Raw genomic sequence first — 19,463 nt, 5'->3', positions numbered from 1 at the left:
TATTATACTTTTTCAACAATTCTTGTGGGGCAGACATCCTGCTTGCCCCAGACTTGCTTTTTACTCGTATGTCTATTGATTGCCCGAACCAACTGCCTGGGAAATTGAATTAAATCCTTTTTCTTCTAACTTTTGCAACAACCCTTGTAGAATCCGCCTCACCATCCAAGGCCCTTCGTAAACCCAACCGGTGTAGACTTGAATTAAACTCGCACCGGCGGCTATTTTTTCCCAAGCATCTTCGGCGGTGAAAATGCCGCCAACTCCAATTATGGGCAATTCGCCTTTTGTATATTGCCAGATAAATCGGATTACTTGTGTCGATCGCTCCCGCACAGGAAGCCCGCTAATTCCCCCGGCTTCTTCGGCGATTGGTTTGCCTGTTTCTCGCAATATTTGTGTTTTCAATCCGTCGCGGCGGATGGTGGTATTTGTGGCGATAATTCCTGCTAGTTGGTAGGTTTTGGCTAAGTCGAGGATTGATACGATCGCCTCCGACTCCAAATCCGGCGCAATCTTGACTAAAATTGGCTTGGTTCCCCGATTTTCTTGTTGCAAAATTTCCAAAATTGTGCTGAGCCCAGCAGCATCTTGGAGCGATCGCAACCCAGGCGTATTCGGAGAGGAAACGTTCACTACAAAATAGTCGCCCCAATCTTTCAGCAGCTTAAAACTCTCCAAATAGTCGGCTGCTGCCTGCTCTAACGGTGTTACCTTAGATTTACCGAGATTGATGCCCAAGGGAAACCGAGACTGAGGCATGGGGCGCTGGGCATCGAATTTTGACTGTTTCTGTGCTGCCTGAAACCGGGCGGCCATTGCCGCGGCTCCTTGATTGTTAAATCCCATGCGGTTGAGGGCTGCACTGTCCTGAGTCAAGCGAAACAAGCGAGGTTGGGGGTTTCCCGGCTGTGGTTGACAAGTGACAGTGCCAAGTTCGGCAAAGCCAAAGCCAAAATTTGCCCAAATGTCAGCAGCAACGCCGTTTTTATCAAATCCGGCGGCTAAGCCGACAGGATTGTTAAAGCTCAGTCCCCACAAAGATTGTTCGAGGCGAGAATCTTGGACTCCCAAAGATTTCTGCAATCGCCAGAGCATTTGGCGGGTTGCGGGGTTTGACTGGGTTCTGGCTGCGAGTTCGAGAACTTGGAGAGTGCGGTTGTGCAGCCACTCGGCATCGGTTTTCAATACGGAAAACAACAGCGGGCGTACACTTGATTGATAAATATCCAATGATTTGTACTGGGGCAATTTACAAATTAGAAATGAGAAGGGAAATAAAAATATTCAGGAGCAGGCAGCGAAGGCGAAGTTTTTACTTCAACTTCGATCGACTTTATCCATTGTTTGAGATTGAAGCATAAGTGAGACGATTATATTATAAGTTGATTCTTTTGCATTTTAATTTTTTGAATTTTTAAGTTAGTAATTTTAAATTAGACAAAGGTGCGGGGAAGCTTGGAAATGGGGCAGCAGCAAAGACCAAAGGATTTAGACGAACAAATCGCGACCCTAGAGCGCGTTCTCCAGACTCTCCGAGAAGAGGAGAATGTTGAAGTGCTACTTTCGACCACACTCGGTTACTTGCAAACGGAATTTGACTGGCGTTTGATTTGGATCGGGTTGTACGATCGACAGGCTCACAGATTGTTCGGAAAAGGTGGCATAACTCCTAACGGCGACCTGTCTTTTCTCAAACAGCGGTTTGCTCTCAGTCCGGGGGATTTGCTGGAACAAGTGGTGATTCAGCTCCGGCCGGTGGGAGTTCCGGATTTGCGATCGGAAAACAGAGCCGGAGAATGGCGCAAAGCAGCTCAAACTTTCAATATTCAAGGCACGACTCTGTTTCCGCTGCGCTACAAAGACCGCTGCTACGGCGTGATTTTGCTCGGCACTGAGGTGTGGGGAGCGTCGCCAAAGTCGGGGGAAAAAACGCAGTTGGCGATCGTATTTGGAGCGCTGGCAACTGCTCTTTACCAAATAGAAAAAGACTGGCAGCGACAACAAGTTAAACACCCAGATGAGTCTCTTTTAGCGTTGATTTCGCAGTTGGGGGAACTGCGATCGCTCGACCAATACTTGCAAGCGGTTGTCGAACAAACTCATGAATTTATCGAGCCGACGCGCACCAATGTTTATTGGTTCGAGCGAGAGCGGCGCTATTTTTGGCGCCGAGTCAGCAACCGCGAAGTTACTCCGGGTTTGGGCGGGCCGGGCCGAGCGGCTTCGGGCATCACCGTTCAAGACTTGGGCGAATTTTATCAAGCTTTGGGCAGGGAAGAAATGGTTTGGATCGGTGAATCTCAAAGTTCTCTGAAAACTGAGCTGACGGGGCGGTTGATGCAGCAAATCCGCGCTCGCTCTCTGTTGGCTGCGCCGATTGTTTCAGAAGGGGAATTGTTGGGATTTTTGGCAGTTGAAGCCGGCGAACCCCGGATTTGGCAAGACAATGAAAAACATTACCTGCGGGGAGTGGCGCAGTTAGTGGCTCTGACGGCTCCGGTGTCGGAGATGGAGGAGAAAATTCAGCAAATCTCGATCGATCGAGATTTAACTGCAGGAATAGCTCGCGCCATCTACAGCGATGCTGACTGGGAGGCGACTTTGAAAAATACCGCCGAACAGTTGTGCGAGCGGCTCAAATGCGAATACTTTTTGCTGCTGCTGTACGGGGAAGAACAAAATCGCTTTGAAATTGTCTGCCAAAATCTGCCCCGCAACCGCAGGTCAGTGCCGTCGCCGCTCAACGCCCTCGATGTGGCTGACGTGGGGCTGTTGCAAGAAAGCGAACCTGTGGCTATTGAAAATTGGGAGGAAGACCGGCGGTTGGGCGCTTGGCGGGATGTGTTGGGGGAAGCGGGGGTGCGATCGCTTTTGGCATCGACCACGAGGGGGAAAAAGAAAGAGGGAGAAAACCCGAATCTAAAATCGAAAATCGCCAATCGAAAATCGATCGAGGGTTTGCTGGTTGTCGGACACAATGCAACTCGCACTTGGAGGCGATCTGAGCAAGAATTAGTTCGGCTAGTGGGCCAACAACTCGGATTGATCCTGCACTCGTGGCAGCAGAGTTCGGCAATCGACAAATATCAGCAATTTGAGCGCTCGCTCAAATCGGGTTTGGCGGTTTTGCACCATTCTCCTGATGAGCAATCTGAGCAAGAGATATCTGCTGCTTCGCCGACGATGTTCCCAGAGTTGCCGCTACAAAAGCTCGATCGTAACTTTGCTCAACACGTTTCCCAGACCATTTCCTGTCCTTTAGTCGCCGTAATTACTTGGAATCCGGGTCAGGAGGAAGGTTCCATCGTGGCGACGGTAGCTGCCAATCCGGTATTTGCCCTCAATCCCGAGGCGGTGATTCCTGTCAAAACAGACGCTTTGATCCAACAAACCCTGGCAGCAGCGGGGGTGCTGCAACAGAACACGAGCCAACTGCCGCTGGCGACGAAGCGGTGGCTCCGCAGTCCGGGAATTGGCGAGATTCTGACGGTGGCGCTGCGGACTGCCCCAGAACACGCTCCGGCGGGCATTGTGGTGGCTGCGGACGCTCCGGGCCGCCAGTGGTCGGAGTTGTCGGTGAGTTTACTCAGCTCGATGGCGTCTCAGTTGGCTTGGTGGCGCAGGTATTTGGCGGTGCAATCGGCAAGCGAGTCGCAGCGATTGGATCTGGAGTTGCTCAACTGGTACAAACAGCGCCGTTTTGAGGAGTTTTACCGCACTGTGGGAGCGGGGGTGAAGGAGTTGGGGGAGTTGAGTCAGTCGATTTTCCAGTCAGTGAAGGAACAAAAGGATGCTCTGAAAACTTTGCGCTACCAACAGGTTTTGCGGCAAATTGGCAATGCTTTGGGGTCAACTCATTTGCTGCTGAAACAGGAACATTGGCGGCTGCAATTCGCACAAGATGCGGTGCCTGTGAGCGCTTGGCTGAGGCGATCGCTCGATCGAACGGCCTCCCTGGTCAAACAGTCGAAAGTCTTGCTGGAAGTGCACAGAGAAACTGCTGTGTCTATGCCTGCGGGCCAGACTTTGAGCGTTCGCGCCGACAGCATCAAGCTGGATTTGATCCTGTGCGAATTGCTGGCGGCGGCTTGCAGGCGCTCTGCTGCTGGCGCCAAGATTGAGATTCGCTCTGAGTTGTTGGGGGAAGATTTGTTAGAATTGTCTGTGATCGATAGCGGCGCGTGCGATCGACACTTAATTGCTGCCTTCAACGGCAGTTCCGAACCCGATATATTAGCGGTTTCTAGTTCCAATAGGTCGATCGTGCAAAATCTTTTAATTTGTCAGCGAGCAGTACGCTTAATGGGGGGAAACTTTTCTCTAGAAATGTTAGAAAACAATTTAATTGTGGCTCGTTTAGTGTTGCCCCTAGCCCATTCTTAAAATTCTGTACGGGCGAGTTCACCCTATCTGCAATTCACATACTATAGCCATCCTAAATCATTTGTGAATTGCTTACCCCCTCCCCTTGATAAGGGGAGGGTTGGGGTGGGGTCAAAAATTTACGCATCCTGCAAGGATTGCTATAACACCCAAGGTATTAAAAACCCTCTGCCTAAACCGATGGACTAACCGTTTCCGCCGCCTCAGAATTCGGGAAAAACCTTTGAGTAATCCAAGCAGTTACAATATGAGAAAGCAATCCCATCGGCCCAGCAAAAAAACACAAAGCCAAAGAATGAACCGTCCAAACTCCTGTCCGCTGCCCTTCCAAATAAATCCAGCGCCCGACAAACAAGTCCATCACTAAAAAATGTATCCATCCCGTAGCCGCCGCCGTTTCTTCCCCCAGAAACTTAGCAATATCTGCTAACTTAGGATTCGACAAAGCAGCCGCATTTTCCGCAGTCAGACTGCTACCAAACAAATATATGTACAAAACGGCTAGGACTGCAAACGGAATAAAGGAATTCATCACTTTTCTGGTAATTCCCCAGTTGGGTAATAAAATCATAATTGCCCAGAAAGGCACAACGAACAGATTACCGGCATTAAAAATTAGTTCGGGTGTCATAGTTGGCTCTTGGCTCCTGCGAAGGCAATTCAATTAAGGACGTTAAGATTACTTTACACAATTTTTGCTGAAATTTCTCAAAAGCCGAAAAAAATGTCATTCACAAATGAAATAGAATTGCTATACTTATCTAAAATTTCAAATCTCGCATCTAAAATCGATTAAGCCAGCACAGCCCATGACAACTTATAATAACTTTTCCGATTGGTGCAAGCAAAAAGAGAATCTCTCGCCCGACGCCAAACATACGGTAGAAATACTGTTGCAAATATCAGACACTACCGAGTGCGATCGAGCCAACGAACTGCTTTCTAATACAACAGAACTTAACCTCAAAAATCTTCAAATTACCGATATCAGTCCCCTCTCTTCTTTCACTAAACTTACTAATCTTATTCTCGGCAGCAATCGAATATCTGACCTTGCTCCCCTGCAATCTTTAATCAATCTGAAAACTTTGATTGTGGATGTTAATCAAATATCAGATATCAGCCCGCTTTCATCTCTAATAAATCTGACCCAACTCGTTCTCGATACCAATCAAATCTCAGATATCCGTCCCCTAGCAGATTTAACTAATCTTACCGCACTTGTCTTGTTTGACAACAAAATTTCCGACATCACTCCGGTGAAAAACTTAACTAACTTAAATGCGCTGATTCTCTACAACAATCAAATTTCCGATATCGCTCCTCTGGCAAATTTAACTGAACTCCAGACACTCTACCTTTACAATAATAAAATATCGGATATCACCCCGCTTACTTCTTTGAAAAATCTCACTACGCTGTTTCTGTTCGGAAATGAAATATTTGACCTAACTCCGTTGAAAGCTCTAACTAACTTAAATAAATTGGTTTTATTCCAAAATAAAATATCAGATATTACTCCTTTGACATCGCTCACTAATTTAATTGAACTCAACCTCGGTAACAATCAAATATCCGACATCAGTCCGCTGAAATCGTTAACTAATTTGACTGAACTTTATCTGTTCAACAACCCGATTTCGGATACCAGCGCGCTGCAAGCTTTAAATAATTTATTTTTACTAGACTTGTACAACAATCAAATCTCTGATATCAGTTCCCTGCAATCTTTGCAAAAGTTAACTACCCTGGACTTGCGCGGGAATCCCATTGTTAATAAAATTTGCCCTGTCAATCCTGAATCTATATGTCGGTTTTAATTAATTATTAAGACAGAGGCAAGATGGCAGTTTATAGAGTATAATGGCAAAGGTCAATATCAGGAGAAAGTGATGAGCGGACACGATGCTTTAATGTTAGGATTGCTGCTGTTGCCAGGTTTGGCTTTGTCGATCGCAATTATGGGCGCTTTTGCCGCTGGTGGATAATCAGTTTTGGCAGCAGGCAGATTTTGTAAAAAGTAGTTTTTTCCTCGTTTTAATCGTTCCCAGGAAGAGCCTGGGAACGCATTTCACTCTTGCTCAGCCTCCTGTTTTTTTGCCAGCGAGGCAGAGCCTCTGGATCTCGGTTCCCAGCCAGAGGCAGGAAACCAGTTAATTTTCCTTCTTCCTTTTTCCTTCTCCCTGACATCCGTTACATCCGTTACATAATCCGTTGCCGAACTTGCTTCTCCCTGACATCCGTTACATCCGTTACATCCGTTACATCCGTTACATCCGTTACATCCGTTACATCCGTTGCCGAACTTCCTTCACTTACAAAAATTGTGCTGTAACATCCGAATTTACCAAAGTATTCGCGCACAAAATACCCGATGCTGCGACGGCGGGGACGCCAATTCCCGGCATGGTACTGTCTCCCACCCGATACAAGCCTTTGACTGGTGTTTGCGGCCCCGGAAATGTGCCTTTTCCGGCGGCAATTGCAGGCCCGTAAGTTCCTTGATATCGGCGCAAAAATCGGGCATGGGTTAGCGGTGTGCCGATCGACTCTAAGACTATTCGCGATCGCAAATCCGGTATAATTTTTTCTAAAGCTTGAAACAGAGATTGCGATCGCTCTTGCTTTTTCTGGGGATACAATTCGCCATATTCCCAACCTTCGTAAGGTTCCAATGTATAAGCGTGAACGGCGTGATGTCCGGGCGGCGCGAGAGTTGCATCCCATACTGTAGGAATCGAAATCATGCAAGTATTTCCGGGTACTGTAATGTCAATCTTGCTGTCGTGAACGACGACGTGGTGGCCGGTTAAACCTTCGAGTCCTTCGGCTTTAATTCCTAAATGCAGGTGCATAAAACTGTCTACTGCTGGCATTGACAAAGCGCTTTTTCGGTAGGTTGTCGGCAAATCTTCAGGTCGCAGTAATTTTGTATAAGTATCCCAGATTGTGGCATTTGAAATGACAATTGGGGCGCGGATAATTTCGCCATTTTTCAAGCGAACGCCGGTGGTTTTGCCGGATTCAACTAATATTTGCTCGACGGCAGATCCCAGGCGCAATTTTCCTCCCCAGCGCTGCAAACCTCTGACTAAAGCATCGACGATCGCACCGCTGCCACCTACAGGATATTCGATCGCACAGCGCGATCGTTCGCCAATCATAAAAGCTATTTCCGGCGCGACAGTTCCGTGCGCTTTCAAACCCGACAGCAAAAAGCACTCCAAATCGATCAAACGCCGCACCCAAGGATCGCGCACGTCCCGATCCATCAAGGAACCTGCTGAACCCGCGATCGCACCTACTAGCGGCAACAGCTTCAGCAAAGCAGGCGAGTACCGAGACAGCAAAACAGGTATCAACTGCCAGTCGGATCTCAGCGCTAAAGCCGGAATTCCACGCAAAGCTTCATACAAAACTAATAAGTTTTTTTGAAATTGCTGTAATTCTACAGCACCTTGCGGTGCGAACTTAGCTACAGCATCTAAGTAACTTCTCGCATTAGCATAAATCGGCAAACTTCCCTCTGGAAAATGGTAATGCCCCAGTGGATCGTAGGAAATTGCTGCGATCGATTCCTCCAAAACATCAAAAACTTGCCGCAAAGGATTAAACGACCGGGGGTCAGTCAAACCGCAATAAAAAGAAGGCCCCGAATCAAAGTGAAATCCCCGGCGCGAAAAGCTGTGAGCTGCCCCGCCCGCTATGATGTGGCTCTCGCAGACGAGCACCCGCTTGCCGTAGCGAGCTAGCATCGAGCCGGCGACTAAGCCCCCAATACCGCTGCCAATGACGATCGCATCAAAGTCTTGCATTTATCAAATGTGGTATAATTGTATTATTTCTTGCTGAGTGTTGACAGGGTATTTTTATGGGAGGAAAACTATGAAAGCTTTATCTATTTTAGATGAAGTTGTTCGCGAATTAGAACAAGACGTGAATCTCTCGCGCATTAAAAAAATAATATTTTTTGCTTGTAAAGAGTCCTGGGAAAACGATCCGGCCCAACTCGCCAGCGCCGATGTAAGGCTTTTAATTGAAGAGCTGTGCGCCAAATACAGCAGGTTAGAAGATATTGAAGCAGTTTTAAATAATATAGTCTCTAAGGTTAATAAAAAAACCGAGTATGCTTTAGTAGCAGACCTCATAGTCTGTCAACTTAGCAGACTGTATGAATTTGAAGATTTCACCAAATTAGAAATAAACATATCTAGTTTTGGCGGTCAGGAAGCTCCAGCATTTGAAGAGCACTTTAGTTCGGAAGTACCCAGCAGCGAAGAAAGAGCAAGAAACCCCGGCAAATTATTTGATGTCCGACAAAAAATTTTGCAGCAAACAAATCCGCTGAGGGCGAAAATCCTAATTTTTTCTACTCTTTATCACGAGTTTACTTTTAGCGATCGCGATTGGCTACTGCTGAAAACTCAAGAACTTGACAATCTACTGCGACAACTGTTTAATGTCTGTGGCAGCCTAGCCGAACTGGAATCTCGATTGTACACAACTGCTAGCAATCTCGACAACAGAGATGAAAACGACCAAGCTGCAAGCGTAATCATCAAAGCGATGAATCCTTGTTACGCAAAAATGCAACAGGAAGAATCCTATGAAGCCGAATCTTCGGTTAGTGAAGATTACGATCAGACACATTTAAACAACAGTGTTTATGAAGAGAGCGAGCTGGTGGACAGGCGCAGCGATTATTTTGATCCAGGCGAGATTACTCACATCCTTCAAGCTGCTCCACCTCACTATCATTATGACCCCCAAAAGAGTTACTTAGTGCCGGACACTGCAGAAAATGTACAGTTTAAAGAACCCGAAACCAGCCATAATTATGCTACTGATTTCAGACAGGAAATGGTAGAAACGTTCCCAGTTGCAGAAATGCCGACTATTATCGAAATTTTAGAACCGGCGGCTCCTGTTATTATAAATATTAGCGATTCCATCAAACGCAAGTTGGGATTGGAAGAAGAAATGACAGAATTAGTCAGTCAAAGTGCTAACTCTGCAACGGTGCAAATAGAAAATATATTCACCCAGTTAGAAGCTGCTTTGAACGGAAAATTTTCTACGGGAAGTGCAGAGGAGCGTTTATACTGGAAATATAAAAATCTCAGAGAGTATGTAGGGAAAGTTCAGAAGTTTACCGATAAATTGCTGGAAATTTTGAGCGAATTGGAGTCAAAAGAAAGCGGTAAATATCCTTCGGAAATCCCAGAAAACCTGAGCTACGACATTTCAGAAATACCGCAGGAAAACTCTAGCCATAAAGCAAATCAGTATCAGCTTCTGGAAATGGCAAAGCAAGGCAAACCAAAGGCGATCGCCCAATTGATCAATCAATTGCTACAGCCTAAAGGAATTGTTGCTACAGCGGGATTTAAAGATGGTTGGCTCCATATAATTCTGGAGTCTGCTGAACTACCAAACCAACAGGCGACAGCTACCTACATTAACAAAAAACTGTGTACTTTAAAATCCAAATATCTTACTCATGTGAAAATTCACGGGCGACAGTTAGGTAGCAAAACAGTTTTTTGGACTCAAGAATTTGTCAATCAAACTCATTAAATGCCCCGACTCAAGTCTGAGGCTACACCAACTAAGTCGGCCTGCGTCAACTGAAATTCAAGAAATTTCATCAAATTTCTCAGACTGAAGTCTGGGGCTACAAAAACTAAGTCCGCCTGCGCGAACAGAAATTTAAGCAGTCTAGAAATAGCAGATTGTACCTAATTAACAACAAAAACAAATATGAATGCCAGCGAAATTTTAAGGCGATATACATCAGGAGAACTAGATTTTCAAGGTATGAATCTCCGAGGCGTATACCTGAGCGGTGCCGATTTAATTGGCGTCAATTTAAGCAGTGCTGACCTCTGCGGTGCAAACCTAGCGATGTCATATCTAAGCCGAATTAACCTTCAGCGCGCAAATTTAACTAAGGCAAAGCTGTGCGGTGCTAACTTAAATCAAGCCAACTTGAGCGGAGCAAATTTGTCCGATGCAGACTTCCACGGAGCGACTTTGCAAGGTGCAGACTTTCGCAAAGCCAACATATCTTTGGCAGTTTTTATTGATGCAAATTTGAGCGATGCAGATATGCGAGGTGTGAATTTGCAAGGTGCAGATTTGCGCGGTGCGTGCTTGCGGGGTGCAAATTTGCGGAAGGAGCTGCGGCTTTTTGAGGGTGCAAATTTGCGGGGTACAAATTTGCAAGGTGCAGATTTGCGGGGCGTCAATTTGCAAGGTGCAGATTTGACTAAAGCTAATCTGAGTCACGCTAATTTGACTGAAGCATTTCTGGGAGAAGCAAATCTGAGTCAGGCAAATTTGAGCGAAGCTATTTTAGATGGCGTATTTTTGACTGAAGCAACTTTGGTAGAAACAAATTTTTCCTGGGCTGTAATGGCCAATGCTAAGTTGGAAAGAGCTGTGTTACTTGATGCTGAATTGGCTGGCGCTAATTTGCGCGGTGCATTTATGACTGATGTTAAGTTGAGCAATGCTAATTTAATCATGGCTGACTTAAGTCGAGCTAATTTGGTGCGAGCTGATTTGAGTCGAGCTAATTTTAATCAGGCAAATTTGAGTGAAGCTGATATGACTGATGCTTACCTGGCTAGAACAGATTTGCGGGAGGCAATTTTGCACCGCACAACTTTGATTAGAGCAGATTTGAGCACTGCTAATTTATCAGGTGCTCAGTGGCGCGGTACAATTATGCCGAATGGAGAAATGCACGGGTAATTACTTCTAGTAGGAATTTAAGGCTGTCACTAAAAGAGTTAATCTCCGCCCCTGTGATTTAACAATTATGAGTAAAAATGAGCTGGGTAGGAGAGCAGTCATTAATTTAATAGTTAAGGCCATTTTGTAGCATTCACAACAGGAGGGCAATGCTGTGTTAGATACAGGAAAAATTTTACAAGAACGTTATCAATTGCAACAGCGTTTAGGACGCACAGCGGCCGGTCATCAAACTTGGCTAGCAGTGGATTTAGAGTCTCAAGAACAGGTGACGCTGAAAATGTTAGCTTTTAGCCCGGAAATGCACTGGGAAGAACTCAAGCTTTTTGAAAGAGAAGCACAAGTTTTGCAGGCGCTGAATCATCCCCGCATTCCTTGCTATCGAGATTATTTTTCCCTAGAGCGGGAAGCCGGAGCAGGATTGCCTTGGTTTGGATTAGTGCAAGATTATATTCCGGGATTTTCACTTCAGGAATTGTTAGAAAAAGGCCAGAGATTTTCAGAAAAACAAGTACGAAAAATTGCCACTGAAGTGCTGGAAATTTTAATTTATTTGCATGAATTAAGCCCCCCAGTTTTGCACCGAGATATTAAGCCGAGTAATTTAATTTTGGGGGAAGATCGGCACGTTTATCTAGTAGATTTTGGTGCGGTACAAGCTCAAGCGGCGGTGACAGGTGTAACGTTTACAGTGGTAGGAACGAGTGGCTATGCACCCTTAGAACAGTTTTGGGGGCGGGCGGTGGCGGCTTCGGATTTGTATGCTTTGGGAGCTACTTTAATTCATTTGTTAACGGGGATGACTCCTGCGGATTTGCCACAGAAAGATTCTCGGATTCAGTTTAGCGATCGCGTGAGTGTGAATCCCACTTTAGTAAGCTGGATTGAGAAGATGACGGAAATCGCGTTAGAAAAGCGTTTCAGTAATGCTAGAGAGGCTTTAGCAGCTTTGAAATCGGGAAAAATACAAGGGGCTAATCTTCAAATTCCGACTGTTTGGAAAATTGCTAAACCGCGTCACTGTCGCATTCAAGTTAGCAAATCAGCGATGGAGTTAAACATTAAAATTCCCTCTAGTTTAGTCAGAAAGCCTTTTTCAGTTGCTGTTGGAGGAATATTATTTTTACTGCTAACGGGGCCAATAATTTTAGTATTTTCTCTAACAGTAAATTTACCTATTGGATTAGGATTGTTTACGATTCTAGCAAGTTTCTTAGGTAAGATTTTGGGCAAGGGTAATAAAATTACATTTAATCGGAACTACTTTAAACTGGAACATCAGATATTTGGTTGGAGTTATTTACAACAAACTGGGGAAATTTCGGAAATTTTGGGTACTTTTATATATACCCTGGCTGAGGGAAATCAAATCAGGATTCGTTCAGGTAACGAGAGGGGAACTTACTTTTATACTTTAGCAACAAATGTGACAGAGGTTGAGGCGGCTTGGTTAGCGCAAGAAATTCAAGATTGGTTAAATTTAAGATAAATTTTTATAGGGCGAAGCCTTGGTGATTAATTTTTTTGTATAATAGACATCTCGCAACTAAAAATCGGTCACGCACTCACCTATAGGGGGTCTAAAATACAGCATATTCCAGGTTCATTAAGTACAGTAGCAACAGCTTGTAAACCTGACTGCTCGATCAAAAAAATGATTCTACTTTAAAAGAGTTATGCCAACGCTTTCAAAAAAAGACCCCAATCAAAGTCAGTATATCTTATTACGCGATCGCCCAAAAAACATTTAATTTTAATTAAAATTTATCCCTTCACAGGCAAAACGATCGCAAACTCAGTCCCCACTCCAGGCTCCGCATCCACCTCGATGCTTCCGCCATGTTTTTCTACCGCAATCTGATGGACAATTGCCAACCCCAATCCAGTTCCTTTGCCGACACCTTTCGTCGTGAACAAATGGTCGAATATCTGCTGTTTCACTTCCTCTTTCATCCCGATACCGTTATCAGCAATTTTAATTTTAATGTGTCCTTCGCCCAGTACATCAGTGCCAATCGTGATGCGGTTTGGATTTGCGACAACTTCACTAAAACTGCGTCCTAAATTTGACTCTTCTAAGGCATCAATCGCATTGGCGAGCAGGTTCATGAAAACTTGATTTAATTGACCCGGAAAACATTCGATTTTAGGGAGATTGCCGTATTTAGTTATTACTTCGATCTGCGGGCGGTGTTCGTTTGCTTTCAGGCGATGTTTCAAAATTAAAACAGCGCTATCAATGCCTTCGTGAATATTAAAAGGAACTTTGTAGTCTTTGTCGCCTCGGGAGAAGGTACGCAAACTGTTGCTGATGCTGCAAATGCGCTCGCAGCCCAGTTGCATTGAATCAATCATCTTCGGTAAATCTTCCAAAAGATAATCGAGGTCTATCTCTTCGGCGTGGTCTGCTATTTCCGATTGCGATGCAGCGGAGCGATACAATTCTAAGTGTTCTATAACATCTTCTAAACTTCTTTTACCTTCGCTCAAATTCCCAGAAATAAACCCTATCGGATTGTTGATTTCGTGGGCGACTCCGGCGACTAAATTGCCCAAAGCCGACATTTTTTCGTTTTGCACGAGTTGCAGTTGCGCTTGCTGTAAATCTTTTAAAGTTTGTTCTAGCTGTTGGTTTTGCTCTTGCAAAAGTTCCGCTGCTCGCTTGCGATCGGTGGCATCAACACCCAAACCAATAATCCCGATCGTCTCACCTTGGCAATTTTTTAGCTGCACTTTCGTGACTTCTAAATAGTGTAGTTTACCGTCAACAAATCTGAGAGATTCGCTGGAGTAATGCGGCAAATCTTGGGCAAGGCAGGCGGCATCTGAAAGCAGACACCCCGCTGCATCCTCTCCCAGTATATCTTTGTAATGATCGACAGCTAGGAAAGCGCTCACAGGCACGCCCACATTTTGAGAAAAGGTTTTGTTCAAAAACTGTACTTTACCACTGGGATTAACCATCCAAATCCAAATCGGAGCGACATCAAGAATTGCTTGGAGCATTTTTTTCTGATCGGCAAGCTGAGCTTCGGTTCGGCTAATTTGTACTAGCGATCGCTCTAATTGTTGGTTGTAATCCTGATATTTTTTATATAGCAGAGCATTTTGCAAACAGATGGCTGCCTGGGAACACAGGAGATTGAGAAGTTGGAGGCGATCGCGGGTAAAAACTTTTGCGGTTAAGCGATTTTCCAGATACAAAATGCCAACTAAGTTTCCTCTATCGAGAATCGGCCAACACAACAGGCTCTGAGGTTGGTATTTGAGGATGTAGGAGTCGGAATCCCAATCACGTTGTTGAGCGAGATCCCGAACAATCACAGGTTTCAATAAATTTTTAACGCAGTCAACAATTTTGAGGGGCAAGATATCGCTATTTTCATTGAGTGTTGCCGATGATAAGTCGATCGCCCACTCGACTCCCGAATTGTCGAGCGTGCTGGTAGCCGCGATTTCCCATTGATTGCCGTTTGGCAAAATCAGCGCTCCTCTGTTAGCTCCTGTATTTTTCATAGCCAGTTGCATCAGTTTGGCAATTAGTCGATCGAGTTCTCTTTCACTAGAGAGCGCTTGACAAGCTTTGAGCACTGTTGAAAAATTTCCGAAATCTGAGACGCTCGCCGAAACAGACGGATGAATGGAGGGATGAATGGATTGATGAAGCGATTGATTTTGCCCAGCAGGTGTTGAAAAATTTGCTAATGGATGTTCAGGGAGTTTTGCGGTTTCTAAAATCGGTTTTAATAATTGAGGATAACGTTTTTCTAAGTCATCAATTTTGGATCTATCTCCCCAACGGACATAGCAATCATAGGCATCTATCATGTAGAGTCGGGCAATTTTTTCCCTTCCTAATGACAGGTAAAACTTAGCAGCGAGTTCGCAAGCAAGAGCTTCTTCATTGATATATTCGTTAGCTTTAGCTCCGGTAATAGCTCGATCGTAAAGCTCCATGGCTTCTGCTGTCTGTCCCAAAACACCGAGCAATTCTGCCTCAACCAGATCGAACTTGTGTTGGTAATTGATCGGGGTATGGTGCGCGAATTCTTTGAGTTTTTTCTGACTAGCCCCAACGCGCTTCAAGATTTGTTGGCGCTCCGCCGGTGCGGCATCTGCATAGATTGCCAAATGTGCCAGTGCATCATAAAAGTCGTGCATCATCGTTACTAGCATCAAAACACTATTCCCAAAATAAGGTTTGCCTCCATTTCGCCTGTCGATAGGCTGCGGATTACGGCTCGAATATATCCCGAATCCGTGGCCTCTTTTTGCTAAAACTTATACACCTCCATCTAGCAGGTAACAGGTAAAATCAATTGAAAGATTGGAAGGTTTAAGGTATTTGTAAATAATCGGTCTGCGTTCGAGTTCGTCGAGAATGTCTGTTCGGTTGAGGACTATTTTTACCGATGCAATTAACGGTCGCTAATGCAACTTTTTGGGATTGTGGCAGAACCGCCTCCCGCAAATCCTCCGCCACAATAGCGCAGGTTTGAGAATTTCCGCGGCAGGTTGTCGGTCTTTGTCGCGCATGAACCTATCGATAGCCGATCGAGAATCTGTGTACGATTGAGCGATCGCGCGATAGCCCGGTATTACCGTATTCAAATCCACTGCATTTATTATTGTGTCCATATCGGCTGACCTCAACCCAGACATTAACTTGACAAAACTTAGTCTATATATCTTAGGGCATAAACAGCATAATTTTCGAGATGTAGATCAAAAAATCCCATTATCTGTTAAACAACAACATTTTATACTTTGTCGATCGCGATTAAAGCTTTTTACTTACGTATAAGTTTCTGTTGTTAATCTCAAATGCGATTAAATGAATGCGAAATCCCGTAAAAACACTGCCGTATTATGTCTTAAAAAATACACGTGCTAATTAATTAAATTTAATATAGCTCGATAGCCCAAGTTTCCGCGAAGCCGGTCAAAAAGTTATTATCTTAAAAAATCTAAATATAATGTATAGAAATTATAAAGAATCTGTCGTGAAAAAAGTGGCATTCCAGTCCCCGCTAGAAAAGGACAGGGCCGTTGCATTGTGGTGAAACCCTCCTCCACTCTACTTCCGGCCTAATAACCCTCCCAGGGGTTAAAACCCAATCAAATATTAATAGGCAGTAGTATTCACATGACCGAAAGTATCAAGGATGCAAGCCCCCGGATTCATTCCTTCGCAGACTCAGGACCCAGAAATAAAAAACCTGTATCCGATGAAACTTTCCCCCCGAATTTCTCCGTGGGGTCAAAGCTAAAATCTAAAATCTAAAATCTAAAATCGATTGACTTTACCTACATTCCGACAGGGGTTAAAACCCGTGTCGGAATGTAGCTTCCACAAAAGGAAACAGCGTTATTTGAGATTAGTCGTCTGTCGCTCTTTCTGCCGTTCGTTGAGTTCAGTCAATATCTAGATTCACTGTCTAGCAAATATTGTCTGAGGCATCTTGAGCGTTTTATCTTGCATCTCGTGCTGCATCATTGATATTTTCTTGGCCGCCGCTGGTACCATATCTCAGAGACTCTGTACCCTCTGCTGCTCTTTCTTTTGCTCCCTGCGTGGCTTCTTTAACAATATCTTTTGCTCCCTTCAAGCCTTCGCGAGTGTTTTCTTTAAGATTAGCAAAGCCTTGTTTGGTTTTGTCGCCAAAGTCATCAGCTTTGCGCTGGGCTGTGCGAGCATCGTCCTTCACCTTTTGGCCAACTTGGTCGAGTTTGTCAGGCGCGTCATCCGCTACCCGCCGTACATTTTCGCCTACATTGTTGCTAGATTTAGTGTCAATGCGTTGCTGCGCTTGCTCTTTGAGAAGCTGAGCTTTTGCTTCTGTTGTTGTCATCTTTTTGTTTCTAGGATCGACATCGCTGTAATCGTTCATGCCGCCTTTGTATTGGGAAGTTACAGCCCCGCTTGGTACTTCTTCTCTAACTTGATCGGCTGTTTTTCCTGCGATCATATCAGAACGGCTGCAGGCGGTACTCACTAATACTAAAATGCCTGCCAGAAACACTGTTAAGATTTGTACAGCTCGAATTTTTTTCACAAATGCAGTTAGTCTGTTCATAAAAATGCTCCTTTCTATTGTGAGATGCTCAAATGCCTTGTGGCTTTGTAGATGTCTAGCCTTACCAAATTAGGCACTTAAACACTTTTTTTAGTATACGAATAGAAACCGTAGCTTTTCATCTATCCCAAGTTACATTCCTTAAGTTATAGCAGAACGAAGAAGGAAGAAGGAAGAATAAAGAAGGAAGAATGAAGAAGGAAGAAGAACAAAGGGCAAAGGATAAAGCAATGGACAATCTTCCATCTTATATAAATTATTCAAAGTCGGGACACCCCGCGCCGGACAAGGCAAAGTCCTTTCCCTACATAGCTGTTTGGTTATCCATGCTCGCACTATGTTGAAATGTTTTGCGTGTTCGGCTCAAAAAAAACCTTCTAGTCAGGAACTAGAAGGAAGGTGGTGTATGATCTCAAGTACAACAAGGTCTTTAATCGCAATTGTGGCGGCACGTGCCGATCGCACACATCTGTCTAATGGCTGAAAGTATTTCTACAGTGGCTAAGCATTTTGAATCGCTGTTTTTAGACTCTTGCAGAATTCGCCGATCGCCTCTAAACCCTGTTCTGGAGTACCTTCTGCCAAGCGTTTGACAAAAGCACTGCCAACAATCGCAGCATCTGCACCCCATTCTTTCACTTGGCGAGCGTGTTCGGGTTGCGATATACCAAACCCGACGCCAATGGGTTTGTCGGTGACGGCGCGGAGTTCTTGCAGCAACTCTTTTGCTCTCGTTTCTAAGCCTTCGCGTACTCCCGTAACCCCCGTCACGCTGACTAAGTAAATAAATCCTTGAGACTGACGGGCGATCGCCTCTATACGACTTTTGGGGCTTGTCGGAGCAACTAATAATGTTAGTTCAATCCCTAATTTCTTGGCAGGTTGGATGAGACTGTCCGCTTCTTCTAAGGGCAAGTCTGGGACAACCAATCCCTGAACTCCGGCACTTTTGATTTGCTGCAAAAAGGTTTCTATACCTCGGTACAAAATCGGGTTGTAGTAGGTGAAGAGAATGATGGGCGATCGCAAATTCGGACTAACTTTCGATACCATTTCCAGCACCGAATCTAACCGCGTTCCCCGCTGTAGAGCCCTTGTAGCAGCGGCTTGAATTACCGGCCCGTCAGCTAGCGGGTCAGAATAGGGAACGCCAAGCTCGATCGCATCTGCACCGTTATCATCCAAAATTTGCAGTGCTTTAGCCGTTGTCTCCAAGTCTGGGTCGCCAGCAGTAATAAAAGGAATCAATGCACATTGGTTGCTTTTTCGCAACGTTTCAAAACAATTAGAAATAGTCATTAGTTATTGGGCATTGGGCATTGGGCATTGGTCAGTTGTTATTTGTTATTTGTTATTTGTTATTTGTTATTTGTTATTTGTTGGTTATCATAGCCAATAACTAATAACTAATAACTAATAACTAATAACTAATAACTAATTATCTTTTTCCTGCTCAATTTCGGCTTGAAGTTTGGCTAATTCTTCCGGAGTGAGTTCATCCAGTTGCTTCTGCAAGACAGCTTCTTTGTAGTCTTGCAATTGCTGGCTGTAGGTCATATTTTGAGTCAGCGCTCGAAATAAATAAGTCACCAGCCAGCCAATCAAGCCGGCGACCAAAAACAACTGACTCCAAATCCCTGCATTCATGCTGTCGAGTCCGGCAAATTGCAGTAGCAAGTAGACAAACCCACCTGCTACAAAAAAGCCGACACTGATTCCAATTACGTCAATACGTCGCATTTAGGCTTCTATCTGCCGCCGTTTGGGCCGAAAATTCAAAAATGGAGCTAGGAGAAACATACCTGGGAAGAAGAAGAACATCAAGAAGTACATGAAGCCGCGCTCAAAAGAGGTAGCGACATACCAGCGGCTGTTCAGGTAAGCGTAGGTGGCCGCAGGTACTACCAGGAGGTAGGTTCCTGCCAAGACGGCGTAAAGCAGTAAGGTAATATACATAGATTTGCTTTAGGGGAATAATAACACGGGTAAGTCGATTGACACGCTCTGTTAGCTGGTTAACTATTGTACCGCTTGGGGAGATCCAGCGCGACTTTTGGGAATTTTTTGATTAGGGGTTGCGTAAATTGGGGTTTTGGCTGTAGAATAAAAGGCTGTTGCTCTTAGTGGCTCAAAACCACAGCAGCTTGACCAAAGGGGGGCGTGGCGGAATGGTAGACGCTACGGACTTAAAATCCGTTGACCCGAAACGGTCGTGTGGGTTCAAGTCCCTCCGCCCCCATCCAT

General features: G+C 44.9%; 15 protein-coding genes and 1 tRNA gene. 6 read left to right on the top strand and 10 right to left on the bottom strand.

Annotated features, from left to right (window positions below; translation table 11 throughout):
• Positions 1-72: 72 nt before the first annotated feature.
• On the bottom strand, positions 73-1,233 hold the full coding sequence (locus QUA33_RS05620; RefSeq protein WP_333147149.1) for a quinone-dependent dihydroorotate dehydrogenase: 1,161 nt from the start codon (positions 1,231-1,233) through the stop codon (positions 73-75).
• Between the two features lie 231 nt (positions 1,234-1,464).
• Between QUA33_RS05620 and QUA33_RS05615 the strand changes: the two genes are divergently transcribed.
• Positions 1,465-4,386 carry a GAF domain-containing protein gene (locus QUA33_RS05615; protein ID WP_333147147.1) on the top strand — a complete coding sequence of 974 codons (2,922 nt, stop codon included), beginning with the start codon at positions 1,465-1,467 and terminating at the stop codon, positions 4,384-4,386.
• A 172-nt stretch (positions 4,387-4,558) separates the two neighbouring features.
• Here QUA33_RS05615 and QUA33_RS05610 read toward each other — a convergent pair whose 3' ends face one another.
• Positions 4,559-5,017: an ABA4-like family protein gene (locus tag QUA33_RS05610; protein ID WP_333147145.1), complete on the bottom strand. Its 459-nt coding sequence runs from the start codon at positions 5,015-5,017 to the stop codon at positions 4,559-4,561.
• 178 nt (positions 5,018-5,195) lie between these two features.
• Between QUA33_RS05610 and QUA33_RS05605 the strand changes: the two genes are divergently transcribed.
• Positions 5,196-6,206: a leucine-rich repeat domain-containing protein gene (locus tag QUA33_RS05605; RefSeq protein WP_333147142.1), complete on the top strand. Its 1,011-nt coding sequence runs from the start codon at positions 5,196-5,198 to the stop codon at positions 6,204-6,206.
• Positions 6,207-6,588: 382 nt separating this feature from the next.
• Here QUA33_RS05605 and QUA33_RS05600 read toward each other — a convergent pair whose 3' ends face one another.
• Together QUA33_RS05600 and QUA33_RS05595 are read right to left on the bottom strand one after the other, a co-directional pair.
• On the bottom strand, positions 6,589-6,750 hold the full coding sequence (locus tag QUA33_RS05600; RefSeq protein ID WP_333147140.1) for a hypothetical protein: 162 nt from the start codon (positions 6,748-6,750) through the stop codon (positions 6,589-6,591).
• Positions 6,702-8,201 (bottom strand): NAD(P)/FAD-dependent oxidoreductase, encoded by a 1,500-nt coding sequence (locus QUA33_RS05595; protein WP_333147137.1) that lies wholly within the window; start codon positions 8,199-8,201, stop codon positions 6,702-6,704. The genes QUA33_RS05600 and QUA33_RS05595 overlap by 49 nt, the downstream gene beginning before the upstream one ends.
• Before the next feature lie 70 nt (positions 8,202-8,271).
• On the opposite strand from QUA33_RS05595, the gene QUA33_RS05590 reads away from it, so the two are divergent.
• The 3 genes from QUA33_RS05590 (at position 8,272) to QUA33_RS05580 (ending at position 12,631) form a co-directional block, all read left to right on the top strand.
• Entirely contained in the window at positions 8,272-9,963 is a 1,692-nt protein-coding gene (locus QUA33_RS05590; RefSeq protein WP_333147135.1) for a hypothetical protein, read from the top strand.
• A gap of 183 nt (positions 9,964-10,146) precedes the next feature.
• Positions 10,147-11,142 carry a pentapeptide repeat-containing protein gene (locus QUA33_RS05585; protein ID WP_333147133.1) on the top strand — a complete coding sequence of 332 codons (996 nt, stop codon included), beginning with the start codon at positions 10,147-10,149 and terminating at the stop codon, positions 11,140-11,142.
• Between the two features lie 154 nt (positions 11,143-11,296).
• The gene (locus QUA33_RS05580) at positions 11,297-12,631 is read left to right on the top strand and encodes a serine/threonine-protein kinase (protein ID WP_333147131.1); all 1,335 of its coding nucleotides are present in this window, start codon (positions 11,297-11,299) and stop codon (positions 12,629-12,631) included.
• 275 nt (positions 12,632-12,906) lie between these two features.
• Here the strand turns inward: QUA33_RS05580 and QUA33_RS05575 are convergent, their stop codons facing one another.
• The 6 genes from QUA33_RS05575 to ndhL form a co-directional block, all read right to left on the bottom strand.
• Positions 12,907-15,318, bottom strand: a complete 2,412-nt coding sequence (locus tag QUA33_RS05575) for an ATP-binding protein (protein WP_333147174.1) — start codon at positions 15,316-15,318, stop codon at positions 12,907-12,909.
• A gap of 252 nt (positions 15,319-15,570) precedes the next feature.
• A complete protein-coding gene (locus tag QUA33_RS05570) occupies positions 15,571-15,780 on the bottom strand; it encodes a hypothetical protein (protein WP_333147129.1) in 210 nt (69 codons plus the stop codon).
• 833 nt (positions 15,781-16,613) lie between these two features.
• Positions 16,614-17,219 (bottom strand): DUF6658 family protein, encoded by a 606-nt coding sequence (locus QUA33_RS05565; protein WP_333147127.1) that lies wholly within the window; start codon positions 17,217-17,219, stop codon positions 16,614-16,616.
• 501 nt (positions 17,220-17,720) lie between these two features.
• Positions 17,721-18,518: a tryptophan synthase subunit alpha gene (gene trpA / locus QUA33_RS05560; protein WP_333147125.1), complete on the bottom strand. Its 798-nt coding sequence runs from the start codon at positions 18,516-18,518 to the stop codon at positions 17,721-17,723.
• 135 nt (positions 18,519-18,653) lie between these two features.
• Positions 18,654-18,959 carry a DUF3007 family protein gene (locus tag QUA33_RS05555; RefSeq protein ID WP_333083757.1) on the bottom strand — a complete coding sequence of 102 codons (306 nt, stop codon included), beginning with the start codon at positions 18,957-18,959 and terminating at the stop codon, positions 18,654-18,656.
• Complete coding sequence (gene ndhL / locus QUA33_RS05550; protein ID WP_015179358.1) at positions 18,960-19,175, bottom strand: NAD(P)H-quinone oxidoreductase subunit L; 216 nt, start codon at positions 19,173-19,175, stop codon at positions 18,960-18,962.
• A gap of 198 nt (positions 19,176-19,373) precedes the next feature.
• Between ndhL and QUA33_RS05545 the strand changes: the two genes are divergently transcribed.
• Positions 19,374-19,458, top strand: a tRNA-Leu gene (locus tag QUA33_RS05545).
• Positions 19,459-19,463 lie beyond the last annotated feature (5 nt).

The sequence above is a fragment of the Microcoleus sp. Pol14D4 genome, assembly GCF_036701245.1.
GTDB lineage: Bacteria > Cyanobacteriota > Cyanobacteriia > Cyanobacteriales > Microcoleaceae > Microcoleus.
Note: the sequence above shows the minus strand (reverse complement) of the source record. Positions and strands in the feature narration are given on the sequence as shown.

Coding starts and splice junctions, on each gene's coding strand:
- QUA33_RS05615 (WP_333147147.1), top strand. CDS start 1,465: ATGGGGCAGCAGCAAAGACCAAAGGATTTAGACGAACAAATCGCGACC.
- QUA33_RS05610 (WP_333147145.1), bottom strand. CDS start 5,017: ATGACACCCGAACTAATTTTTAATGCCGGTAATCTGTTCGTTGTGCCT.
- QUA33_RS05605 (WP_333147142.1), top strand. CDS start 5,196: ATGACAACTTATAATAACTTTTCCGATTGGTGCAAGCAAAAAGAGAAT.
- QUA33_RS05595 (WP_333147137.1), bottom strand. CDS start 8,201: ATGCAAGACTTTGATGCGATCGTCATTGGCAGCGGTATTGGGGGCTTA.
- QUA33_RS05590 (WP_333147135.1), top strand. CDS start 8,272: ATGAAAGCTTTATCTATTTTAGATGAAGTTGTTCGCGAATTAGAACAA.
- QUA33_RS05585 (WP_333147133.1), top strand. CDS start 10,147: ATGAATGCCAGCGAAATTTTAAGGCGATATACATCAGGAGAACTAGAT.
- QUA33_RS05575 (WP_333147174.1), bottom strand. CDS start 15,318: ATGCTAGTAACGATGATGCACGACTTTTATGATGCACTGGCACATTTG.
- QUA33_RS05570 (WP_333147129.1), bottom strand. CDS start 15,780: ATGGACACAATAATAAATGCAGTGGATTTGAATACGGTAATACCGGGC.
- QUA33_RS05565 (WP_333147127.1), bottom strand. CDS start 17,219: ATGAACAGACTAACTGCATTTGTGAAAAAAATTCGAGCTGTACAAATC.
- trpA (WP_333147125.1), bottom strand. CDS start 18,518: ATGACTATTTCTAATTGTTTTGAAACGTTGCGAAAAAGCAACCAATGT.
- QUA33_RS05555 (WP_333083757.1), bottom strand. CDS start 18,959: ATGCGACGTATTGACGTAATTGGAATCAGTGTCGGCTTTTTTGTAGCA.
- ndhL (WP_015179358.1), bottom strand. CDS start 19,175: ATGTATATTACCTTACTGCTTTACGCCGTCTTGGCAGGAACCTACCTC.